This window comes from Pandoraea morbifera, from assembly GCF_902459575.1.
Taxonomy (GTDB): domain Bacteria; phylum Pseudomonadota; class Gammaproteobacteria; order Burkholderiales; family Burkholderiaceae; genus Pandoraea; species Pandoraea morbifera.
In genome coordinates this window covers 476,452-496,312 of record NZ_CABPSD010000001.1, presented here as the reverse complement: position 1 = coordinate 496,312, position 19,861 = coordinate 476,452, and the positions used below count along the sequence as shown (strand labels likewise).

At 66.4% G+C, this 19,861-nt stretch carries 18 protein-coding genes; 11 read left to right on the top strand and 7 right to left on the bottom strand.

Annotated features, from left to right (window positions below; all coding sequences use genetic code 11):
• Nucleotides 1–87: 87 nt before the first annotated feature.
• The 4 genes from PMO31116_RS02105 (at nt 88) to PMO31116_RS02090 (ending at nt 4,501) form a co-directional block, all read left to right on the top strand.
• The gene (locus PMO31116_RS02105; protein WP_150565241.1) at nt 88–2,184 is read left to right on the top strand and encodes a 3-hydroxyacyl-CoA dehydrogenase NAD-binding domain-containing protein; all 2,097 of its coding nucleotides are present in this window, start codon (nt 88–90) and stop codon (nt 2,182–2,184) included.
• Between the two features lie 89 nt (nt 2,185–2,273).
• Complete coding sequence (pncA, locus tag PMO31116_RS02100; protein ID WP_150565500.1) at nt 2,274–2,879, top strand: bifunctional nicotinamidase/pyrazinamidase; 606 nt, start codon at nt 2,274–2,276, stop codon at nt 2,877–2,879.
• Between the two features lie 126 nt (nt 2,880–3,005).
• The gene (locus tag PMO31116_RS02095) at nt 3,006–3,446 is read left to right on the top strand and encodes a PaaI family thioesterase (protein ID WP_150565240.1); all 441 of its coding nucleotides are present in this window, start codon (nt 3,006–3,008) and stop codon (nt 3,444–3,446) included.
• Between the two features lie 59 nt (nt 3,447–3,505).
• The gene (locus tag PMO31116_RS02090; RefSeq protein WP_150565239.1) at nt 3,506–4,501 is read left to right on the top strand and encodes an NADP-dependent oxidoreductase; all 996 of its coding nucleotides are present in this window, start codon (nt 3,506–3,508) and stop codon (nt 4,499–4,501) included.
• A gap of 62 nt (nt 4,502–4,563) precedes the next feature.
• Here the strand turns inward: PMO31116_RS02090 and PMO31116_RS02085 are convergent, their stop codons facing one another.
• From PMO31116_RS02085 to ygfZ, 3 genes are read right to left on the bottom strand one after another with little or no spacing between them, the layout of a single operon-like run.
• Nucleotides 4,564–5,394 carry an NRDE family protein gene (locus PMO31116_RS02085; RefSeq protein ID WP_150565238.1) on the bottom strand — a complete coding sequence of 277 codons (831 nt, stop codon included), beginning with the start codon at nt 5,392–5,394 and terminating at the stop codon, nt 4,564–4,566.
• Entirely contained in the window at nt 5,385–5,699 is a 315-nt protein-coding gene (locus PMO31116_RS02080) for a DUF4936 family protein (RefSeq protein WP_150565237.1), read from the bottom strand. Before PMO31116_RS02080 ends, PMO31116_RS02085 begins: the two co-directional genes overlap by 10 nt.
• A gap of 20 nt (nt 5,700–5,719) precedes the next feature.
• Nucleotides 5,720–6,835 carry a CAF17-like 4Fe-4S cluster assembly/insertion protein YgfZ gene (ygfZ, locus tag PMO31116_RS02075; protein ID WP_150565236.1) on the bottom strand — a complete coding sequence of 372 codons (1,116 nt, stop codon included), beginning with the start codon at nt 6,833–6,835 and terminating at the stop codon, nt 5,720–5,722.
• Between the two features lie 200 nt (nt 6,836–7,035).
• On the opposite strand from ygfZ, the gene mltG reads away from it, so the two are divergent.
• From mltG to PMO31116_RS02050, 5 genes are all read left to right on the top strand, one after another.
• Entirely contained in the window at nt 7,036–8,031 is a 996-nt protein-coding gene (gene mltG / locus PMO31116_RS02070; protein ID WP_150565499.1) for an endolytic transglycosylase MltG, read from the top strand.
• Complete coding sequence (tmk, locus tag PMO31116_RS02065) at nt 8,028–8,699, top strand: dTMP kinase (RefSeq protein WP_150565235.1); 672 nt, start codon at nt 8,028–8,030, stop codon at nt 8,697–8,699. The genes mltG and tmk overlap by 4 nt, the downstream gene beginning before the upstream one ends.
• A 128-nt stretch (nt 8,700–8,827) precedes the next feature.
• Entirely contained in the window at nt 8,828–9,868 is a 1,041-nt protein-coding gene (gene holB / locus PMO31116_RS02060) for a DNA polymerase III subunit delta' (RefSeq protein WP_150565234.1), read from the top strand.
• 29 nt (nt 9,869–9,897) lie between these two features.
• On the top strand, nt 9,898–10,680 hold the full coding sequence (locus PMO31116_RS02055) for a TatD family hydrolase (RefSeq protein WP_150565233.1): 783 nt from the start codon (nt 9,898–9,900) through the stop codon (nt 10,678–10,680).
• 60 nt (nt 10,681–10,740) lie between these two features.
• Nucleotides 10,741–11,415 (top strand): ankyrin repeat domain-containing protein, encoded by a 675-nt coding sequence (locus tag PMO31116_RS02050; RefSeq protein WP_150565232.1) that lies wholly within the window; start codon nt 10,741–10,743, stop codon nt 11,413–11,415.
• A 29-nt stretch (nt 11,416–11,444) separates the two neighbouring features.
• Here PMO31116_RS02050 and PMO31116_RS02045 read toward each other — a convergent pair whose 3' ends face one another.
• From PMO31116_RS02045 to otsB, 3 genes are read right to left on the bottom strand one after another with little or no spacing between them, the layout of a single operon-like run.
• Nucleotides 11,445–12,254 (bottom strand): crotonase/enoyl-CoA hydratase family protein, encoded by an 810-nt coding sequence (locus tag PMO31116_RS02045; RefSeq protein ID WP_150565231.1) that lies wholly within the window; start codon nt 12,252–12,254, stop codon nt 11,445–11,447.
• Between the two features lie 55 nt (nt 12,255–12,309).
• Entirely contained in the window at nt 12,310–13,728 is a 1,419-nt protein-coding gene (gene otsA, locus PMO31116_RS02040) for an alpha,alpha-trehalose-phosphate synthase (UDP-forming) (protein ID WP_150565230.1), read from the bottom strand.
• Complete coding sequence (otsB, locus tag PMO31116_RS02035; RefSeq protein WP_246185130.1) at nt 13,725–14,468, bottom strand: trehalose-phosphatase; 744 nt, start codon at nt 14,466–14,468, stop codon at nt 13,725–13,727. The genes otsA and otsB overlap by 4 nt, the downstream gene beginning before the upstream one ends.
• A 443-nt stretch (nt 14,469–14,911) precedes the next feature.
• Here otsB and PMO31116_RS02030 point away from each other — a divergent pair, with 443 nt between their 5' ends.
• Complete coding sequence (locus PMO31116_RS02030; RefSeq protein ID WP_150565228.1) at nt 14,912–17,509, top strand: PepSY domain-containing protein; 2,598 nt, start codon at nt 14,912–14,914, stop codon at nt 17,507–17,509.
• A gap of 119 nt (nt 17,510–17,628) precedes the next feature.
• Nucleotides 17,629–17,913, top strand: coding sequence for an acylphosphatase (locus PMO31116_RS02025; RefSeq protein ID WP_023595778.1), 285 nt, complete (start codon nt 17,629–17,631; stop codon nt 17,911–17,913).
• A gap of 138 nt (nt 17,914–18,051) precedes the next feature.
• Here the strand turns inward: PMO31116_RS02025 and PMO31116_RS24225 are convergent, their stop codons facing one another.
• Nucleotides 18,052–19,683, bottom strand: coding sequence for a methyl-accepting chemotaxis protein (locus PMO31116_RS24225; protein ID WP_281350071.1), 1,632 nt, complete (start codon nt 19,681–19,683; stop codon nt 18,052–18,054).
• Nucleotides 19,684–19,861 lie beyond the last annotated feature (178 nt).

The window sequence follows — 19,861 nt, the reverse complement described above, 5'->3', positions numbered from 1 at the left end:
CTGCGCTAGAATCGAACGATCGTATTGCCGCGGCCGGCGCGCTCGCGGCACCCCCAACGAACGGACAATACAAGGAAAGAGACAACGATGAGCACGGCTTACGAGGTTCGCGACGGCATAGCGGTCATTACGCTGGAAAATCCCCCTGTCAACGGCCTGGGACATGCGACCCGCGCGGGTATCGCCGAAGGATTGGCCCGCGCCCAGGCCGACGCGCAGGTGCGAGCCATCGTGCTGATCGGTGCCGGCAAGGCATTTTCCGGCGGGGCCGATATCCGCGAGTTCAATACGCCGAAGGCCACGCAAAGCCCGCTGCTGGTGGACGTGATTGCCGCACTCGACGCCTGTGCCAAACCCGTGGTTGCCGCGGTGCATGCCGTTGCCATGGGCGGTGGCCTGGAGCTGGCATTGGCTTGTCACTACCGGGTGGCGCTGCCCGGGGCGCAGATCGCGCTGCCGGAGGTCAAGCTCGGGTTGTTGCCCGGCGCGGGAGGCACGCAACGACTGCCGCGCGCCATCGGTGTCGCGCGTGCGCTCGACATGGTCGTGACGGGCCGCGTGGTGAAGTCGGAAGCCTTGGTCGGCACGCTCTTTTCGAAACTGTTCGAGGGCTCGCATGACGACCTGCTGACTGGCGCCATTGCCTTCGCCAATGACGTGGCCGCGCGCGGCGAGACGTTGCCGAGGTTGCGCGATGTCGCGATCGAGGACACCGACGGCGCCGCGAAAGCCGCCATCGACGCCGCGCGAGAGAGAGTTCAGCGAGAGCAACCGCACTTCCCCGCGCCACACAAATGCGTGGCGGCCGTGGAGGCGGCACTGTCGCGTGCGTTCGACGACGGCGTGAAGTTCGAGCGCGAATGTTTCGTGGCACTGGTCAGCTCGCCCGAGTCCAAGGCCTTGCGCCACGCCTTTCTCGGCGAACGCGCGGCGGGCAAGATCGCGGATGTGCCGGACGATACGCCGGTGCGCACGATCGAGCGCGTGGCCGTGATCGGCGCCGGCACCATGGGCGGCGGCATCGCCATGGCGTTCGCCAACGCGGGACTCCCGGTCACGCTCGTCGATACGACCGACGCGGCACTGGCGCGCGGTCTCGAGACGATGCGCGGCAACTATGCGCGTGCGGTCACGCGCGGCAAGCTTGCTGCCGATGAGGCGGACAAGCGCCTGGCCCGCATTCACGGCAGCACGGATTTCGCGGCGGTCGCCGATGCCGACCTGATCGTCGAGGCGGTCTTCGAGGACATGGCGATCAAGCAGGTTGTCTTCCGCGAGCTCGACAAGGTGGCCAAATCCGGCGCGATTCTCGCATCGAACACGTCGACACTCGACCTCGACGCGCTTGCGCGGACCACGTCGCGGGCGCAGGACGTCGTCGGCATGCATTTCTTCAGCCCGGCCAACGTGATGCGCCTGCTCGAGGTGGTGCGAGGTGCCGACACCGCCAACGACGTGTTGGCCACCGTCATGAAGCTGGCCAAGCGGATCGGCAAGCTGGCCGTGGTGGCGCGCGTGTGTGACGGTTTCATCGGCAATCGCATGCTCGAGCCGTACTTCAAGCAGTCGCAGTGGATGGTCGAGCAGGGCGCAACGCCCGCACAGGTCGATGCCGCCATCGAGCGGTTCGGCTTCGCGATGGGGCCGTTCCGAACCAGCGATCTGGCCGGCAATGATGTGAGTTGGGCAATTCGAAAGCGTCGTCACGCCGAGCATCCCGGCATTGTGTATCCGAAGATCGCCGACGTGCTGTGCGAGGCCGGCCGTTACGGACAGAAGACGCACGCTGGTTGGTACGACTACGCCGAAGGCGACCGCACGCCGCGCGAATCGGCAAAGGTGGCGCAGATGCTCGACGACTACCGCCGCGCGAACGGTATCGCTCCGCGCGTCTATTCCGACGAGGAGATCGTCGATCGCCTGGTCTACGCGCTCGTCAACGAAGGCGCCAAGGTACTGGCCGATGGAACGGCGGCCCGCGCGTCCGACATCGACATGGTGTATTTGAATGGTTATGGGTTCCCCCTCTGGCGCGGTGGTCCGATGCTCTATGCCGACAGCGTCGGCCTCGATAACGTGCTGGCACGCGTGCGCGAGTTCGCCCAGGGCGAGCATGGCGAAGATTGGACCCCGGCGACACGACTCGTCGAACTGGCCGAGGCGGGCAAGCGTTTCAATGGTTGAGCGGCGCCCGGCAACGGCTGAGCGACACGATGCCGGGCGCCGGGTTCGCCGGATCGACGTGGCGCCATGACGGGACAAGGGACGTGGAAATGAAGCCAATGGACGAAGTGCTGCTCGTCATCGACGTGCAGAACGATTTCATGCCCGGTGGGGCATTGGCGGTGCCGAACGGTCACGAAGTGGTGCCGGTAATCAATGGGCTTGCGAGTCAGTTCGCGCATGTCGTGCTCACGCAGGACTGGCATCCGGCCGACCATGTCTCGTTTGCGCGGAGCCACGCTGGGCGGCAGCCGTTCGAGACGATCGCGCTGCCATACGGCGAGCAGGTGCTGTGGCCGACGCATTGCGTGCAGGACACGCACGGCGCGGCATTGCATGCGGATCTCCACGTTCCGCACGCGCAGGCCGTGGTGCGCAAGGGCTATCAGTCAAGCGTCGACAGCTACTCGGCATTTGTCGAGGCAGACCGGCGCACGCCGACGGGGCTGGCCGGATACCTGCGCGAGAAAGGTGTGCGACGCGTGCATTGTGCCGGCCTTGCTACGGACTTCTGTGTGGCGTGGAGTGCGCTCGACGCGAGGGCGGCAGGCTTTGATGTCTGCGTGATCGAGCGCGCGTGCCGGGCGATCAATCTCGATGGCTCGCTGGCCACCGCGTGGGCGTCGCTTGCCGCAGCCGGGGTGGCGCGGGAGTAAAAAATCTGGGCGCCGGGCGCGTGGCGTCGGCGATCAAAGGCATGACGGACGCTGCGTGCGAGGCGCGGTGCCGTCAGTGGGCAAAGTGACAATGAACAAGCAATTTCGGCAGTTTCGGAGTGGCCAATGAGCGCGGTGACGATTCACTCGGGTTTTATCGATCTTCTCGGCATTGAATTGCTGCGCGCCGAGAATGGCGAGTCGGAGTTGCGTTTGCCGCTCGCACCGAAGCATCTCAACAGTTGGGAGGTGATGCACGGCGGTGTGACGATGGCCCTGCTTGACGTTGCGTTGAGTACGGCGAGCCGCAGCGTGGCGCCAGAGGGCACGGGGGTGGTCACCATCGAGATGAAGACGAGCTTCATGCAGCCGGGCTCCGGCGAGATGCGCGCCTACGGTCGCTTGCTGCATCGTTCGACCACGATGGCCTATTGCGAAGGCGAAGTGCGTGATGCCAATGGCAAGTTGGTGGCCAAGGCGATGGGCACGTTCAAGTATCTGCGACGCCTTGCGGTAGGACGCGATGTGCGCGAGCAACGCCGACCCAGCGAGCCGCGAGGCGACTGACCGGCCGTATGGGCCTGGTGAAGCGTGCCTCGGAGCGCGCATGACACGGAGGAAATGCCATGACGATCAACCGTCAGATTCTATTGGTTTCGCGCCCGAAGGGCGAAGCCACGCTCGATAACTTTCATCTCGCGGCCCCCGAGCTGCCGGAACTGGGAGAGGGCCAGGTGCTGGTCCGAAATTTCTATCTGTCGCTCGACCCGTACATGCGGGGCAGGATGAACGACACCAAATCGTATGCGCCGCCGCAACCGCTCGATACCGTGATGATCGGTGCAACGGTCGGCGAAGTGATCGAATCGCGCCATCCCGAATGGCAGCCGGGCGACGCGGTTTCCGCGATGTTCGGCTGGCAGGAGTACGGCATCTCGGATGGCAGCAATCTTCAGCGACTTCGCGACTCGCGCGTACCGATGAGCGTGTATCTCGGGGCGGCCGGCATGCCGGGCGTGACTGCCTGGTACGGCCTGAACCGAATCATCTGCCCGAAGCCAGGGGAGACGGTGGCGGTCAGCGCGGCGTCCGGGGCGGTGGGAAGTGTGGTGGGGCAACTCGCCAAACGCGCCGGATGTCGCGTAGTCGGCATCGCCGGTGGCGAACAGAAGTGCGACTATGTCGTGCAGACGCTCGGCTTCGACGCCTGCGTCGACTACAAGGCCGGCAACGTGTACGAAGCGCTGCGCGCGGCGGCGCCGGACGGCATCGACGGATACTTCGAGAACGTTGGCGGCGAGGTGCTCGACGCCGTCATGCGCAACCTCAACGCCCATTCGCGCATTGCGTTGTGCGGCATGATCTCGGGCTACAACGGCGACCCGATTCCGATGAAGCATCCGGCGCTGCTGCTCACGAATCGGGTGCGTCTCGAAGGCTTCATCGTGACCGAGCACATGGACGTCTGGCCGCAGGCGCTCAAGGAACTCACGGATGCCGTCGCCGCCGGAGAACTGCGCTACCGCGAGACGATCACGCAAGGCATCGAGAACGCGCCGGCCGCGTTTCTCGGCCTGCTCAAGGGCGAGAACTTCGGCAAGCAGATCGTGAGACTGGTGTAGGCGCGCATCACGTCGGGCGCCCTGGCGTCGCGGCGCGCCCGATGTAACGCAGCGAAGGCGCATCAGGTTCGCGCAATCTGGAAGCGATACCGTCGCAAATCGTTCAGATCGTTGGCGCTTTGCCCCGGCGACACGGTCGACTCGGTGAGTTCGAGCGTGCCATCGCGGTGATAGCGCAGCAGCGTCGTGCACCGGGTGCCATAAGCAGGAGACGCGATGAAGGCGGCGGACAGCGCCTTCTCCCACGCGGGCGTCACGCCGGTTTCGGGCAACGCGTCGTCGGGCGCCTGAGTCGGATCGCGCATGAGCGTGAGCAACGTCACGTCATCGGCGCCTTCGGCCAGGGCGGCCCGCAGCGCGTGGCGACGGCTCACCAGCTTCGGCCAGGGCGTGTCCAGCAGGGCATTCGAAAGCCCATGAATGCCCGCGGCGATTGGGTGGGCGACGGGGAGCGCGCGCCTGGGGGAGTCGCCGTCCCGGCCGGTGCGAGCGTGGTCGCGATTGCCGAGCCAGAACAACTTGCCCGCGGGTAGGTCGCCGGTCAGCAGGTTGAAACCCGCATATTCATGGGCATGCTTCTCCACGCGAGCGAGATCGTCGTCAAACGGTGTCGCGTCGAGCATTGCCGACACCAGCAGTCCGCGCGAAGGCGCGTCCTTTGGCGCCATCGGCGCCCTGCCGTCGCGGAAGTTCGTGAGCGCGGCAAACCGTCCCGAGCGATTGACGCCCAGCCACGTTCCGCCACCGCGCAGGTCCCGTCCGGCCAGCACGTCGGTGCGATCGCGCCACCAGTGCATCGGCTCGGCGGGACGCTCGAAGAACTCGTCGCGGTTGGCCAGCAGAACCAGCGGGGTGGGGGCGTCGGGTGTCCAGGAAAAGACGATCAGGCACATGGGGGCGGGGCGTCGGTCGCGTCGACAAAACACTCGACATGGCGCTCGCCCTGCACCAGCGTGGCCAGGCCGGATTCGGCAACCAGCGAGGGCAGGGCGGCGACGAAGGCGTCATCGACCTGGTCGTAGCGCTCCATCCAGGTGGTGCACAGGGTGGCGGCGTGGCTTTCCGGCGCTCCCACCCGCCATTGAAGGCGGCCCCTCACACCGAAGCGTGCGGCCGCCAGCGCGAGCAGATGCGCGGCGGCGAGCCGTGCGGGGGCGGCATCGTGTGTCGAGACGCGGTAGTACACGTAACAGTCCATCGGTTGTCGTGGCGCGCCGTTCAGGACGCGGCTGTCGACGAGGCGGGAGCTTCGGTGGGGTCGACGATGTCGTAGGGCAGTTCGGCAAACGCAAGTGCCGGGCCGTCGGCCGCACCCAGGCGCACATCGTTCGCTTCGCGCGCGGCGAGCTTGAGTTCGACCAGCGCGTCGTAGCCGCCGTTCGGTGCGATGGCTGCCTGCACGACCATGCCGCACGGCTGCTCGGGGTCGCTTGTCTCGACGAGTTCCTGTCCCGGTTGCGGCGGTGCGCCGTCGATGTGGGCGAGATGCAGACGTCGCTTGATCGTGCCGCGATACTGACTGCGAGCCACGACTTCCTGCCCGGGATAGCACCCCTTGCGGAAATTCACGCCACCCACGACTTCCCAGTTGATCATTTGCGGCACGAACTGCTCTTGCGTCGCGCTCGTGACGCGTGGCACGCCGCTATGCACGTCCAGCCAGGCGGCGATGTCGGGGGCGACCGCCACGACCCCGGCCGCCTGCGTGAGCGATGCCCATGCGGCACCGGCCTGCGCGACCGGCACGCTCCACAGGAAGCGCGGCAATGCGCGGGCGGTGCCTGCGTCCGGCAGACGCACGAGGCTCGTCGGCGCATCGCCGAGCGTGCCGTGCACGGCAGCGAGCGCTGCGCCCGGCAGCGACGCGAACGTCTTGGCGAGCACGGCTTCGGCGGCCGGGCCTCCGACCTGGAACAGTACGTGGGTCGCCGTGCCGTCGCTGAGTTTTGCCTTCGCGCGCAGCACGAACATCGACAGACGCTTCTGGATGGCCGCCTGCACATCGGCATCGCATGCGAGGTAGATCGTCGCGTCGGCGGAGGTGTCGCGCCACATCAGGAACGTGGCGAGCAACCGACCCTTCGCGGAGCAATAGCCCGCCAGGCGAGCCTGCGCGGGTGCGAGCCGCTCGACGTCGTTGGTCAGTTGTCCATGCAGGAAGGCGCCGGCGTCGGCGCCGTTCACGGCAATCAGTCCGGTATCGCTCGCGAGCGACACGAAACTGCCGTTGCGCATTGCGTCGAACTGGGCGGCGAGCGCGGCGGCGTCAAGCAAGCGTTCGGTGGAAGATGCGGCTGCCGCATGCGGCAGAAGGTCACGCCATTGGGAGGTCATAAACGAGGGTGCCTGTCAATCTGTGAGGGTTCGGCAAGTCAAAGTATTATATTGGGTCTTCCGCCAGGACGTGCGAGCCCGGTTCGATGCGCGAAATGCGCCGCGAGTCACCCGTGCGGCGCATTTCGCCCCGGCTGACCGAGTCCCCCCCGAACCCGCGGTCGCCCTCGATTGGCGCACGTGGCTTACTCATGCAATTCATGTATTTCATCAAACGCCTGTTGGTATTGTCGATCGTCGCGGCGCTGGCGGCGGGCGGCGCCTTTTACTATTGGGCGCAGACGCCGCTGCAATTGGGCAAGCCGACGCTCGACGTCACGATCAAGCCCTACAGCTCGGTGCGCAGCGTGGCCGCGCAATTGCGCACCGGTGGTGTACCGGTGCACCCGCTGCTGTTCAACCTGCTGGCACGGGTCATGGACGTGGGAACCCGTCTGAAGTCTGGCAACTACGAGTTCGCCACGGGCGTCACCCCCATCGAAGTGATGGAAAAGCTCGCGCGCGGCGACGTCAATCAATACGTCGTGACGATCATCGAGGGCTGGACCTTCAAGAAGATGCGCGCCGAGCTCGACGCGAACCCGGCGCTGCGTCACGACACGACCGGCCTGCCGGACGCCGACATCATGCAACTCGTGGGCGCCGACCGGGCCGAAGCCGAAGGCATGTTCTTTCCGGACACCTACCTGTTTCCGAAAGGCACGAGCGATATCGACATCTACAAGCGCGCGTATCGCCTGATGCAGAAGCGTCTGGACGAAGCGTGGGCCGCGCGCGCACCGGGGCTGCCGTACACCACGCCGTACGAGGCGCTTATCATGGCGTCGCTCGTCGAGAAGGAGACGGGGCAGGCGGTGGAGCGCGCCCAGGTGGCGGCCGTGTTCGTGAACCGTCTGCGCAAGCGCATGCTGCTTCAAACCGATCCCACAGTGATCTACGGCATGGGGGACCTGTACACGGGGCGTCTGCGCAAGCGCGACTTGCAGACGGACACGCCCTACAACACCTACACGCGCGCGGGCTTGCCGCCGACACCCATCGCACTGCCGGGCGTGGCGTCGCTCGCGGCGGCGCTCAACCCCGCGCCGACCGACGCCTTGTACTTCGTGGCGCGCGGCGACGGCACGAGCCACTTCTCGACGAACCTGCAGGAGCACAATCGCGCCGTGGACAAATATCAACGAGGTGAGCAATGACGCATTCTCCCGAAACGCCGGCCGTCGCGCCGGGCAAGTTCGTGACGTTCGAAGGGATTGACGGCGCGGGCAAGAGCACGCACGTGAACGCGTTTGTCGACACCTTGCGTCAGGGACTTGCCGCTGCGGGGCGTCATGTTGTCGCCACGCGCGAACCGGGCGGCACGCCGCTGGGTGAAGCGCTGCGAAAGCTGGTGCTCGACGAGCCGATGGAGCTCGAAACCGAGGCCTTGCTGATGTTCGCCGGACGCCGCGAGCATCTGGCCAAGGTGATCGAGCCGGCGCTCGCGCGCGGCGACTGGGTCGTCTCCGACCGTTTTACCGATGCCACGTTCGCTTATCAGGGCGGCGGGCGCGGGCTGTCACAAGAGAAGCTCGCGATTCTCGAACGCTGGGTGCAGGGCACTCGCCAGCCCGATCTGACCATTCTCTTTGACCTCGATCCGGCGATTGCCGCCGCCCGCCTGGCGGGCGCTCGTGCGCCGGACAAGTTCGAGCGCGAATCGGCGGCATTCTTCACCCGGGTGCGCGAAGCGTATCTGCGCCGTGCCGAGGCATCGCCCGAGCGGTTCGTCGTGATCGACGCCGCCCAGAGCATCGACGCCATCGCCGCACAGCTCGCCGGCATCTTCGCCCGCCTGGGCGTGCCCGCGCACGGGACGCGCTGACGCGCTGACGCGCAATACGCGCGATAATCCGGTCATGTCGCCGACGGGTGCGGCACGACCGGGGCGTTGACGCCCAGACCGGCGTGGCAATTTCGCGCCGCTTTCGCTCTCCCGGCCAAGGAGCTCACATGCTTTATCCGTGGCAGTCACACGACTGGACACGCCTGAACGACCTGCGCGCCCAGATGCCGCATGCCTTGCTGCTGCAAGCCGTGCCCGGCATCGGCGAGATCGCGCTGGCCCGTACGTTTGCACAGGGCTTGCTTTGCGAATCCCCGCGTGACGATCGCCTGCCGTGCGGTACGTGCGGCGCCTGCCAGTGGTTCGCCAGCGGCAATCATCCGGACTTTCGCGCCGTCTGTCCCGAAGCGCTTGCCGACAGCCTGCCCGGCGCCGAGGCGCGCGCGGATGGTGACAGCGAGAAGAAGACCAAGACACCGAGCAAGGAAATCAAGATCGAGCAGGTGCGCGAAGTGATCGACTTCGCGAGTCTGGGCTCGCACCGGCAAGGGCGTCGCGTCGTGCTGCTGTATCCGGCCGAGGCGCTCAACGTACATGCGGCGAATGCCTTGCTCAAGACCCTCGAAGAGCCGCCCGAGGGGCTCGTGTTCCTGCTGGTGACGACGCAGCCGGATCGTCTGCTACCCACCATCCTCTCCCGCTGCCGGCGCTTGGTGCTGACCCGTCCGGACGCGCAACAGGCTACGCAATGGCTGATGGGAGAAGCGGGGCTCGATGCGGCCACGGCCGCTGCGGTGCTGGCCGAGGCGGGCGGTGCGCCGCTGGCGGCGCGCTCGCTCGCGGAGCCCGACGAGCGCGGCTGGCGCGACTGGATGCTAGGCCAGCTCGCGCAGGGCGCCGCCATCGACGCGTTTGCGTGCGCCGAACAGCTCCACAAGGGCAATTTGCCCGGCATTCTGGAGACGCTCCAGCGGTGGTGCTTCGACGTGCTCGCCGAGCGCATGGCCGCAACGGTACGCTTTTTCCCTGGGCAGGCGCAGGCGTTGCGTCGCTGCGGTGAGGCCACGGACGACGTTCGTCTGCTCGGGTTCCTGCGCGAGCTCGCGCAGCAGCGTCAGGTGCAGAACCACCCGCTCAACACGCGCGTGCTGCTCGAGGCGCTTTTCCTGCAATACAAACAGTTGTTCGGTGGACCCGCGTCGCTTTGACGCAGGGCACCGACAACCGATCGCACATCATGTTCATCGATTCGCACTGTCATATCAATTTCCCCGAACTGGCCGAGCAAATGCCCGACCTGCTCGCGCGCATGCGCGAGAACAAGGTGAGCCACGCGCTGTGTGTGAGCGTGGATCTGCCGACGCTGCCGCAAGTGCTGGCGATCGCTGCACAGCATGAGAATGTGTTCGCGTCCGTCGGGGTGCACCCCGATTACGAGGACACGCCGGAGCCGAGCGTCGACGATCTCGTGCGACTGGCCGCCACGCCGAAGGTCGTGGCCATCGGCGAGACGGGGCTCGACTACTACCGGCTGGAAGGCCGCAGCATCGAGGACATGGCGTGGCAGCGCGAGCGCTTTCGCACGCACATCCGGGCCGCGCGCGCAACGGGCAAGCCGCTCATCATTCACACGCGCTCGGCGGCCGAGGACACCTTGCGCATCATGCGCGAGGAACACGCTGGCGAGCCGGCGGGCGTAATGCATTGCTTCACCGAGAGCTGGGAGGTGGCCCAGGGCGCGCTGGACCAGAACTTCTATATTTCGTTTTCGGGCATCGTCACGTTCAAGAGCGCCCGCGATTTACAGGACGTGGCGCGCCGCGTGCCGCTCGAGCGCATGCTGATCGAGACGGATGCGCCGTATCTGGCGCCGGTGCCGTATCGCGGCAAGCTCAATCAACCTGGCTACGTGCGCCATGTGGCTGAATTCATTGCGGACTTGCGCGGCGAGCCGCTGCAGAAGATTGCCGAGGCGACCACGGAAAACTTCTTCCGGCTGTTCGCCGCGGCCAGGCCCTGATCGTCAGGGCGATCCGACATACCCTCCATCCCATTCACGAACGACCGACAGGAGCACCCGATGCGCAAATTTTTGATGGTCCGAGCCTGGATGTTGCTTAGCGTGCTTTCGCTGACGGCATGCGCGACAGCGGCCACCTCCAACACGGCGCTGGTCAAGGCGGTCGTATTCAACGACACCAAGGCCGTGGCGCAGGCGCTCAAGGCGGGCGTCGACCCGAACACCCGCGACGAGAAAGGCAATCCGCTGCTCGTCATCGCCATGCGCGAAAAGTCCACGGATGTGGCGAAGCTGCTCATCAACGATCAGCACACCGACCTCGATGCGACCAATGCCGCTGGTGAGAACGCGATGATGATCGCGTCGCTCCAGGGCCTCACGCCCATGGTCAAGCTGCTGATCGACAAGGACGCCGAGGTCAACAAGAAAGGGTGGGCGCCGTTGCACTATGCCGCGACCAACGGCCACGACGACATCGTGCAGATCCTGCTCGACGCCTCGGCGTATGTCGATGCCGAATCGCCGAACGGCACCACGCCGCTCATGATGGCCGCGCGCGGCGGCCACATCACCACCTGCAAGGTGCTGCTGGACGGCGGTGCCGATGTCCGCCTGAAGAACCAGCTCGGCATGACGGCCATTGATTTTGCAATGCAGTCCAATCAGAAGGAAATCGCGGACGGCTTGCGCAAGCGGCTGGAGCAGGTCAACGCAGCGCGTCCGGCGGGCAAGTAAGCGCGAGCAAGCCGGCGCGGCACTCGCCGTCAGGAAGGGTCGCGCGGCGCACCGTGGCGCCCGGCGCCGCCGAGAAAGGCGCGGGCGCCCGCGATGCCTTCCGAGAACACCACGTCATGCCCGGCGGCGCCTTCCTGGCGCAAGGCCGCGTCAAGCGACAGATCCCACTGCGCGTAGGCCGCACGACGGTCAGCGCGCAGCGCCCCCTGCGGCAGCGCGGCGAGTTGTTGCGCCAGGGCCAGTGCCCCCTGGCGCGCCATGCCTTCCGGCACCAGCCGGTTCACCAGCCCGATCTCGAACGCTTCTTGCGCGCCCACGGCGCGGCCGGTGAGGATCATGTCGAGCGCGCGGCTCATGCCGATCAGGCGCGGCAGGCGTACCGTGCCGCCGTCGATGAGCGGCACCCCGAAGCGGCGGCAAAAGACCCCGAACGTTGCGGAATCGTCCGCAACGCGCAAATCGCACCACAAGGCCAGCTCGAGGCCGCCCGCCACCGCATGACCGCTGACGGCGGCAATCACGGGCTTGTCGAGGTGGCGGCGCGTGAGCCCCATCGGGCCGTCGCCGCTGCCATCGGGCGTCACCTCATTGCGTCGCTCGGGGTCGTCGAACGCCGAAAGATCAGCGCCGGCGCAAAACGACGCGCCTTGTCCGCACAACACCGCCACACTCGTATTGGCGTCCTGCTCGAACGCAAGCAGCGCATCGCGCAGGGCGGTCGCCATCACGCGATCCACCGCGTTGCGCCGCGTGGGGCGCGCGAGGGTAATGATCGTCACAGGCCCGTCGGTCTCGACTTCCAAGCACGGGGCGGCTGGACGCGAGGAACGTTGGCGCATGGCATCTCTCCTTGCGAGGGTTTGCCCGGTGCTCCCGGGCGGCCTGAGTCTCCGGTCAGGCGGCAGCGGGTTGGGCGCAGCGCAGCAGGGCCGGTGTTTTGGCCGCCGGCGCGCGCAGGTCGGTAATGAAGCGATCGCGCCAGGCCGACAGGTCGTGTTCGCGCAATATGGCCATCATGCGTTCATGGCGGGCTTGCCGCTCGGACAGCGACATGTTCAGCGCAGTGCGCAGCGCTTCGGCCATGCCGTCGATGTCGTAAGGATTGACGATGAGCGCGCCGTCGAGCTCCTGCGCGGCGCCGGCGAAGCACGACAACACGAGCACGCCCGGATCGGCGGGGTCCTGCGAAGCGACGTATTCCTTGGCGACCAGGTTCATGCCGTCGCGCAACGGTGTGACGTAGCCCACCTGAGATGCCCGGAAGAACGACATCAGTACCTCATGGTCATAGCGCTTGTTGATGTAGCGCAGCGGGGTCCAGGCCAGATCGGAAAAGCGCCCGTTGATATGACCGGCCTCGGCTTCCAGCTGACGCCGAATCTCGCCGTAGCCGGCCACGTCGGAGCGGCTGGGCGGCGCCACCTGCACGAAGCTCACCGTACCTTGCTGGTTGGGCCACAGTTCGAGCATGCGCTCGAACGCACGGAAGCGCTCGAGCATCCCCTTGGAATAATCGAGCCGGTCCACGCTCATGATGAGCTTGCGTTCCTGCAGGCCTTGCTTCAGATCGAGAATGTGCTTGACAGTGGCGCGCGCGGTCGCCTGTTGCTGAATCTCGTCCGGATAGACGCCGATCGGATAGACGCCCGTGCGCAGTGTGCGTCCATATGCGGTGATCACGTCGTCGTCGTGACGTGTCGCGTCGGCATGACGCAGCAGGTAATCGGTGAACGCGGTGCGGTCGGTCTCTGTCTGGAAGCCGACGAGATCGTATTCGCACATGGCGCGCACGAGCGCTTCGTGAGGCGGCACGGTCATCAGGACCTGCGGCGACGGGAATGGGATGTGCAGGAAGAAGCCGAGCCGCTGTTGCAGCCCGATCTGCCGGCATGCCTGTGCGAACGGGAGCAGATGGTAGTCGTGGACCCAGATCAGGTCGTCGTGCTTGAGCAGCGGCGCGAGCAGCGAGGCGAACCGCGCGTTGACGTGACGGTACCCGTTGTAGTCGTCGCGCTGGAAGCGTGTGAGGTCGTCGCGATAATGGAACGTGGGCCAGAGCGTCGCGTTTGAGAAGCCGCGGTAGTACGTGTTGTAGTCGCGCCGCGTGAGCGGCACGGTGGCGAAGGTGACGTTGTTGCGATGCGCTATCTCGGGCGCGGTCGCCGGTTCGGCATCGATTTCTCCGTTCCAGCCGAACCACATGCCTCCGGTGTCCTTGAGCGCGTCGAACACGCCGATGGCCAGACCACCAGCCGTGGGCTTGCCCTCGGTGATCGGGGCAACCCGGTTCGACACGATGACTAAGCGACTCATACTCCATCCTCCTGTTGGGTTTGGCGCGGGGAGCCCTCACGCAAGGTGAGCAGCCAGGACGTGAGCGCATCCGGCGAGGGCAGCCGGTAGCGGGCGCAGGTCTCCCCCTCGCCGATCTTGATCGTGACGCCACCCAGGGCGTTCACGTCGGCAAATCCGGCCTCGTCGGTCAGGTCGTCTCCGGCGAACAGTGGCCTGCGTCCGGCGAACGGGGCTTCCCTTAGCAGTGTAGTAATCGCGTGTCCCTTGCTGACATGCCGGGGGCGCAATTCGAAGACGAGCTTTCCAGGCTGAAGGGCAAAGCGTTCGTCATGCAGTGCGGCAAGCGCCTGCATGGTCTCGCGCGCCACGCCCGCGAGCTCAGGCGCGCCGCGGTAGTGCAGTGCGAGCGCGCTGCCCTTGTTCTCGAGCAACAGGCCGGGATGCTGGGCAACGAGCGCCTGCAGCGGCGCGACCATGGCCTCAATGGCCGTCGTGTCGGCGGCATGACCCGGGGCGCGCACGAGTACGCCGTCGCCATGCCGGATTTCGGCGCCGTGCAGACCGGCTGCGGGTATGCGCAGCGGGGCGAGCAGGCCGTCGATATTGTCGATGGCGCGTCCGGAAACCACCGCCACCGCGCCGCGGGTGCGTTCGAACAGACTGGCCAGCACGCGGGTGGTGTCGAGCGGCAGCCTCACGGCATCCGGGCGCGGGGCGAGCGGGGCGAGCGTGCCGTCGAGGTCAAAAAAGAACGCCATCGCGCTGACATCGACATCGCAATGATCGGCCGGCGTGGTGACCTGCGGGGCGGGAGGGGAAGACGCAGTGGGTTGCATGGCTCTCCGTCGCTGTCGTGCCGCAGGTCGACAGGTCATATCCGGGGCCGGGCGTCAGGCGCGGGGGAGGGAAGACGAGATGTGACTTGCGGCGATTCGGTGGGCGGGAGCGCGGACATCCGCGCGGATAAAACCATCGTAACGCTTCAAAAAGCGGTAGGGCGTCGTCCGATGTATGAAATTCCTGTCGGATGATACCTACAACAATCGGAAAGTTTAATTGGTATTGAATATGAGAATCGTTTGCAATACCATTCGTTACTTTCCGTAGCACGCTCCATCGGGGACGCGGCATACGGTACACCTGCCGCGCGCGCGTGCCGGGCACGTCCTCTCGGCGCCCGGACGTGCGCTGCACGACAACAATGATGAAAAGACTGTGGTTTCAATTGCATTGGTGCTTCGGCATCACTGCCGGGCTGGTGCTGGCGGTGGTCGGCCTGACCGGCGCACTGCTTTCTTACTATGAGGAACTGACGCGGACTTTCAGTCCGGGCGTGATGACGGTCGCCGTGCGTGACACGGCGCCGCTGTCCGTGCCCGAACTGGTCGCGCGCGTGCACCACGCCGAACCCGGGCGCCGAATCCTGCTCATGACCCTCGCGCGCTCGCCCGAAGACGCGGTAGGGGTGCGCCTGGCCGTTGGCGACGGGCGACGTGGCGAGACCTACTTCGTCGACCCCTACACCGGGCAGATGCTCGGGCGCTCGACGGCCGATGTCGTGTTTCGCTTCATCATGGACATCCACCGCTTTCTGACGGTGGATGGCATCGGCAAGCAGATTACCGGCGCGGCGACGCTGCTGCTGTTCCTGCTTGCGTTGAGCGGGCTGTACCTGCGCTGGCCACGCCGTATCGGCAACTGGCGCGCTTGGCTCCACATCGACTTCAAGAAGCGCGGCCGGCCGCTCCTCTGGAACTTGCATGCGGTGATCGGCACCGTGGTGCTGGTACCGTATCTGCTGTCGGCCACCACGGGGCTTTACTGGTCGTACGACTGGTGGCGCGGCATGCTGTTCACGATGGCCGGCGTGCCGCAACCGGTGCGCAACAAACCGTCCTCGCCTCCGGGGACGGCGGGCAAGGGGGCCGAGACCGAGCCCGCGGGCGGAGGTGCGGGGCGCAAAGCCGCGCTGCCGGACCTGGCGGCGACGCCCGCGTCGGATCTGGCCACCGCGTGGCGCCAGTTCACCGTGCGGGTGCCCGATTACACGAAGGTGTATCTGCGCCCGGCGCAGAAGCCGGGCGGCGCTCTGCAAGTGACCTGGCTCGACACCTCGGCACCGCACGAGCGCGCGTTCAGCCGCATGGACATTGCACCGATATCCGGTGAGATCCGCAACGAGGAGCGTTACGCGTCGAAGACGACCGGCGGCCAGTTGATGACAAGCATTTACGCACTGCATCGCGGCAGTTTCTTCGGTCAGGCGGGCATCGTCGTGATGCTGCTCTCGAGCCTGATGATGCCGGTGTTCTTCGTCACGGGCTGGATGCTCTACCTGGACCGTCGCAGAAAGAAACGGGCGCTGGCGGCGGCGCGGCCGCCGCGCGGTGCCAAGGTCGGCACGGCGCCGGAGGACGGCGTGCTCATCGGCTACGCGAGCCAGAGCGGTGTGGCCGAGGGCCTCGCGTGGCAGACGGCCGGCATGCTGCAGGGCGCGGGCGTGCCGGCGCAGATTCAGCCGCTCGCCCGCATCGGTCAGGCCCAATTGGCGGGCGCCCGGCGGGCGCTCTTCATCGTCAGCACATTCGGAGACGGCGAGCCGCCCGACAGCGCGCGCCGCTTCGCGCAGCAATTGATGAACCAGGCGATGGCCCTGCCGACGCTTCGCTTCGCGATGCTGTCCCTGGGCGACAGTCATTACGACCGCTTCTGCGGATTCGGACGCAAGCTTGACGACTGGCTGCGGGCGCAGGGCGGTGTGGCTGCGTTCGAGCCGATCGAAGTCGACCGCGGCGATCCCGGCGCATGGGCCCGCTGGCAGGCGCGCCTGGGAGAATGGCTGGGGCGTCCGCTGATCGCTGACCGGGCCGCCGGTGTCCCTGGTTTTCAGTCATGGCCGCTGGCCGAGCGCAACGTCCTCAATCCCGGTAGCACGGGGCTGCCCGCCTATCATCTGGCGTTCACGCCGCCCCCCGGTGCCCACTGGGTCGCCGGCGACCTGGTCGAGATGCTGCCGCGCCATGCCGAGGCGCGCATCGGCGCGTTCCTGCGATCAAGCGTATGGACTGCCGACGTGCGTGTGAGCGTTGCCGGGTGCGACACCACGTTGGGTGAAGCGCTGCGAGACCGTGTGCTGCCCGAGGCGCCGCCGCCGGCCGGCATCGATTTGCAGGACTGGCTCTCGCGTCTGCCGCCGCTGCCGCAACGCGAATACTCGATCGCGTCCACACCGGCCGAGGGCCGCCTGATGCTCCTCGTGCGTCAAGCGCGCAATGCCGACGGCTCGCTCGGTTTGGGTTCGGGATGGCTTACCGAGGGCGCCGCGTTGGGCGAGGCGGTCACCATGCGCGTGCGTCGCAATCCGGGCTTTCACGCGCCGTCCGACGCGAGCGGCATGATCCTGATCGGTAACGGCACCGGGCTGGCGGGCCTGCGGGCGCATCTTGCACAGCGCATCGCTCAAGGGCATACCCGCAATTGGCTGATCTTCGGGGAGCGCCAGGCCGCTCACGACAGCTTTTACGACGCGACGCTGCGCGAGTGGCGGGCGCAGGGCGGCATCGAGCAACTGGATCGGGTGTACTCGCGAGATCAGGCGCAGCGCGTCTACGTCCAGGATCGTGTGCGCGAAGTGGCGCCGGAGATTGCGCAATGGGTGGCCGACGGCGCGTCGATCTATGTCTGCGGCAGCCTCGCCGGCATGGCGCCCGCAGTGGATGCCGCGCTGTCCGACGCCCTCGGCGCGGAGGTTCTGCTCGATCTCGGCGCGCAGGGCCGCTATCGGCGCGATATCTATTAGACGTGAACCAGTGGTGTGCTAACGTAACGCAAGGGCTCGACGTCGATCGGGCCCTTTTTCCATGACGCGGCATGGGGATCCATGGTTCCTGGCTTTGGGCCATCGCACGAGGAGGGGCAATGACGGCAACTTGGCAAATCGTGGTGCATGGGCTGGTGCAGGGCGTCGGCTTCCGCGCGGCGTGCGTGGTCGAGGCGCGCAGGATTGGTTTGGCCGGATGGGTGCGCAACCGGCGCGACGGCACGGTCGAGGCCATCGCGCATGGCGAGGCGGAACAGTTGCTGGCGCTGTGCGAATGGATGCGTCAGGGGCCCCCCGGCGCCCAGGTGTCGTCGTGCGATGTCGACCGGACGTGGGTGGCGGAGTTGCCGCTCAAGGGCTTTGAGCAGCGCGCCAGCATCTGATGCGTGGGGGCAGGTCCCTTCGCCGCCATCGGGGCGCCCGGCATGCCGACAGAGCGCCCGATGGCGGATGCCGGGCGAGGCGCCGGGCGCAGGCGCCTGTCTCCGGTGCCTCGCGGGCGGGAACCGGGGCTCGGGCGTTCAGGCTGCCAGGGGCAGGGCGCCGGCGTGGGCGCCAAGAGCCGGCTCGCCTCTGGCTCCGGCCGGGGCATGCGCCGTTTCGTGGGTCGAGAGGCGGAACAAGGCGACCGACTCGCGAAGCCGTGCGGCCTGGGCTTCAAGCGCGGCTGCGGCTGCCGAAGCCTCTTCGACGAGCGCGGCGTTCTGCTGGGTCATTTCATCCATCTGGGTGACGGCGCGATTGACCTGCTCGATGCCGCTCGACTGCTCGACGCTCGCCGCCGAGATCTCGCCCATGATGTCGGTGACGCGCCGCACCGACTGCACGACCTCCACCATGGTGGCCCCGGCGCGTTCCACGAGCCGCGTGCCGGTCTCCACGCGATTGCCCGACGCTTCGATCAGTCCCTTGATTTCCTTTGCCGCCGACGCACTGCGCTGGGCCAGCGTGCGCACTTCGCCCGCGACCACGGCAAAGCCGCGGCCTTGTTCGCCGGCGCGCGCGGCTTCCACTGCGGCGTTGAGCGCGAGGATGTTGGTCTGAAACGCGATGCCATCGATGACCGTCAGAATGTCGGTGACCTTCTGCGATGCATCGGCGATGTCGCGCATCGTCGTCACGACTTCCTGGACGACGTCTCCGCCGCGTGTGGCGGTCTCCGAGGCCGTCACGGCCAACTGGCTTGCCGCACGGGCGTTATCGGCGTTCTGCTTCACCACCGCGGTCAGTTCCTCCATGCTCGCGGCGGTCTGCTCCAGCGACGAGGCCTGCGATTCGGTGCGTTGCGAGAGATTGGCGTTGCCGTCGGCAATTTCCCGGGCGCTGGCGTGGATCGCTTCCGTGCTCTCGCGTACCGTTCCCACCGTGCTCGCGAGCCCGTCGCGCATCCGGCCGAGCGCCCCGAAGAGCTGTCCCATTTCGTTGTTCGTGCGTTGTTCGACGCGCTGGCTCAGATCCCCGGCGGCCATACGCTCGAAATGCGTGATGACTTCCCGAATGGGACGCAGCACCGCGCGCGCGAGCATGGCGCGGCCCCATAGCGCGAGCAGCAGTGCCACGGCCAGCGTGGCGCCCAGGGCGATGCGCATCACGTTGTAGCGTGACTGCGCGGCTTCGAAGCGGGCCTTCTGACGCGCGATCTGGATGTCCTGCAACTCACGCATCAAGCCATCGAGAGCGTTGTATGCGGCGGGGGCGATGCGCGCCTGAATCTGATGAAAGCCGGCCACGTCGCCCTGCTTCAGGGCATTCTGGGCCGGCGTGATGACCTTGTCGAAAAAGGCACGACGCTTGTCGTCCGCCGCCTTGGCGACCTCCGCTTCATGCGCATCCTCTTTGGGACGATTCAGATAGCGCTTCCACAGCGCGTCCGACGTGGCGACATATTCCGCGCCACGCTTGAGAACTTTTTCTGATTCGTCCGGATCAGCGCCGAGGCTTACGTAAGACGCATAGGTCGCCATCGACATCCGGGTACGCAGAATCTGCTCGCCGGTTCCCTTGAGTTCCGCCAGCGCGGGGGTGTCCTCCTCCGCCATCTTGCTCAGGGATTGGTTGCTGGAACCGAGTGCCTGAAGGCCGAGCACGCTGACGAGAACGAGTAGTGCACCAAGCAAACCGAGGACCAGTGTCAGGCTGGTCCGAATCGTCATGTTCTTATACATATGGATTGGTGGATTGAATGCCCGGGTCGCGGATTGAGAGCGTGCGGCCTCCCCGTCGATCGGTGTGTGCAAGGCGGGGCATAGGGAATATCGGCAGATGAGAGGCAGAACTTGAGTCATTCGGCTCGGGCGATTCCGAAAACGCAATGCCGGGAACGGAAGTTCA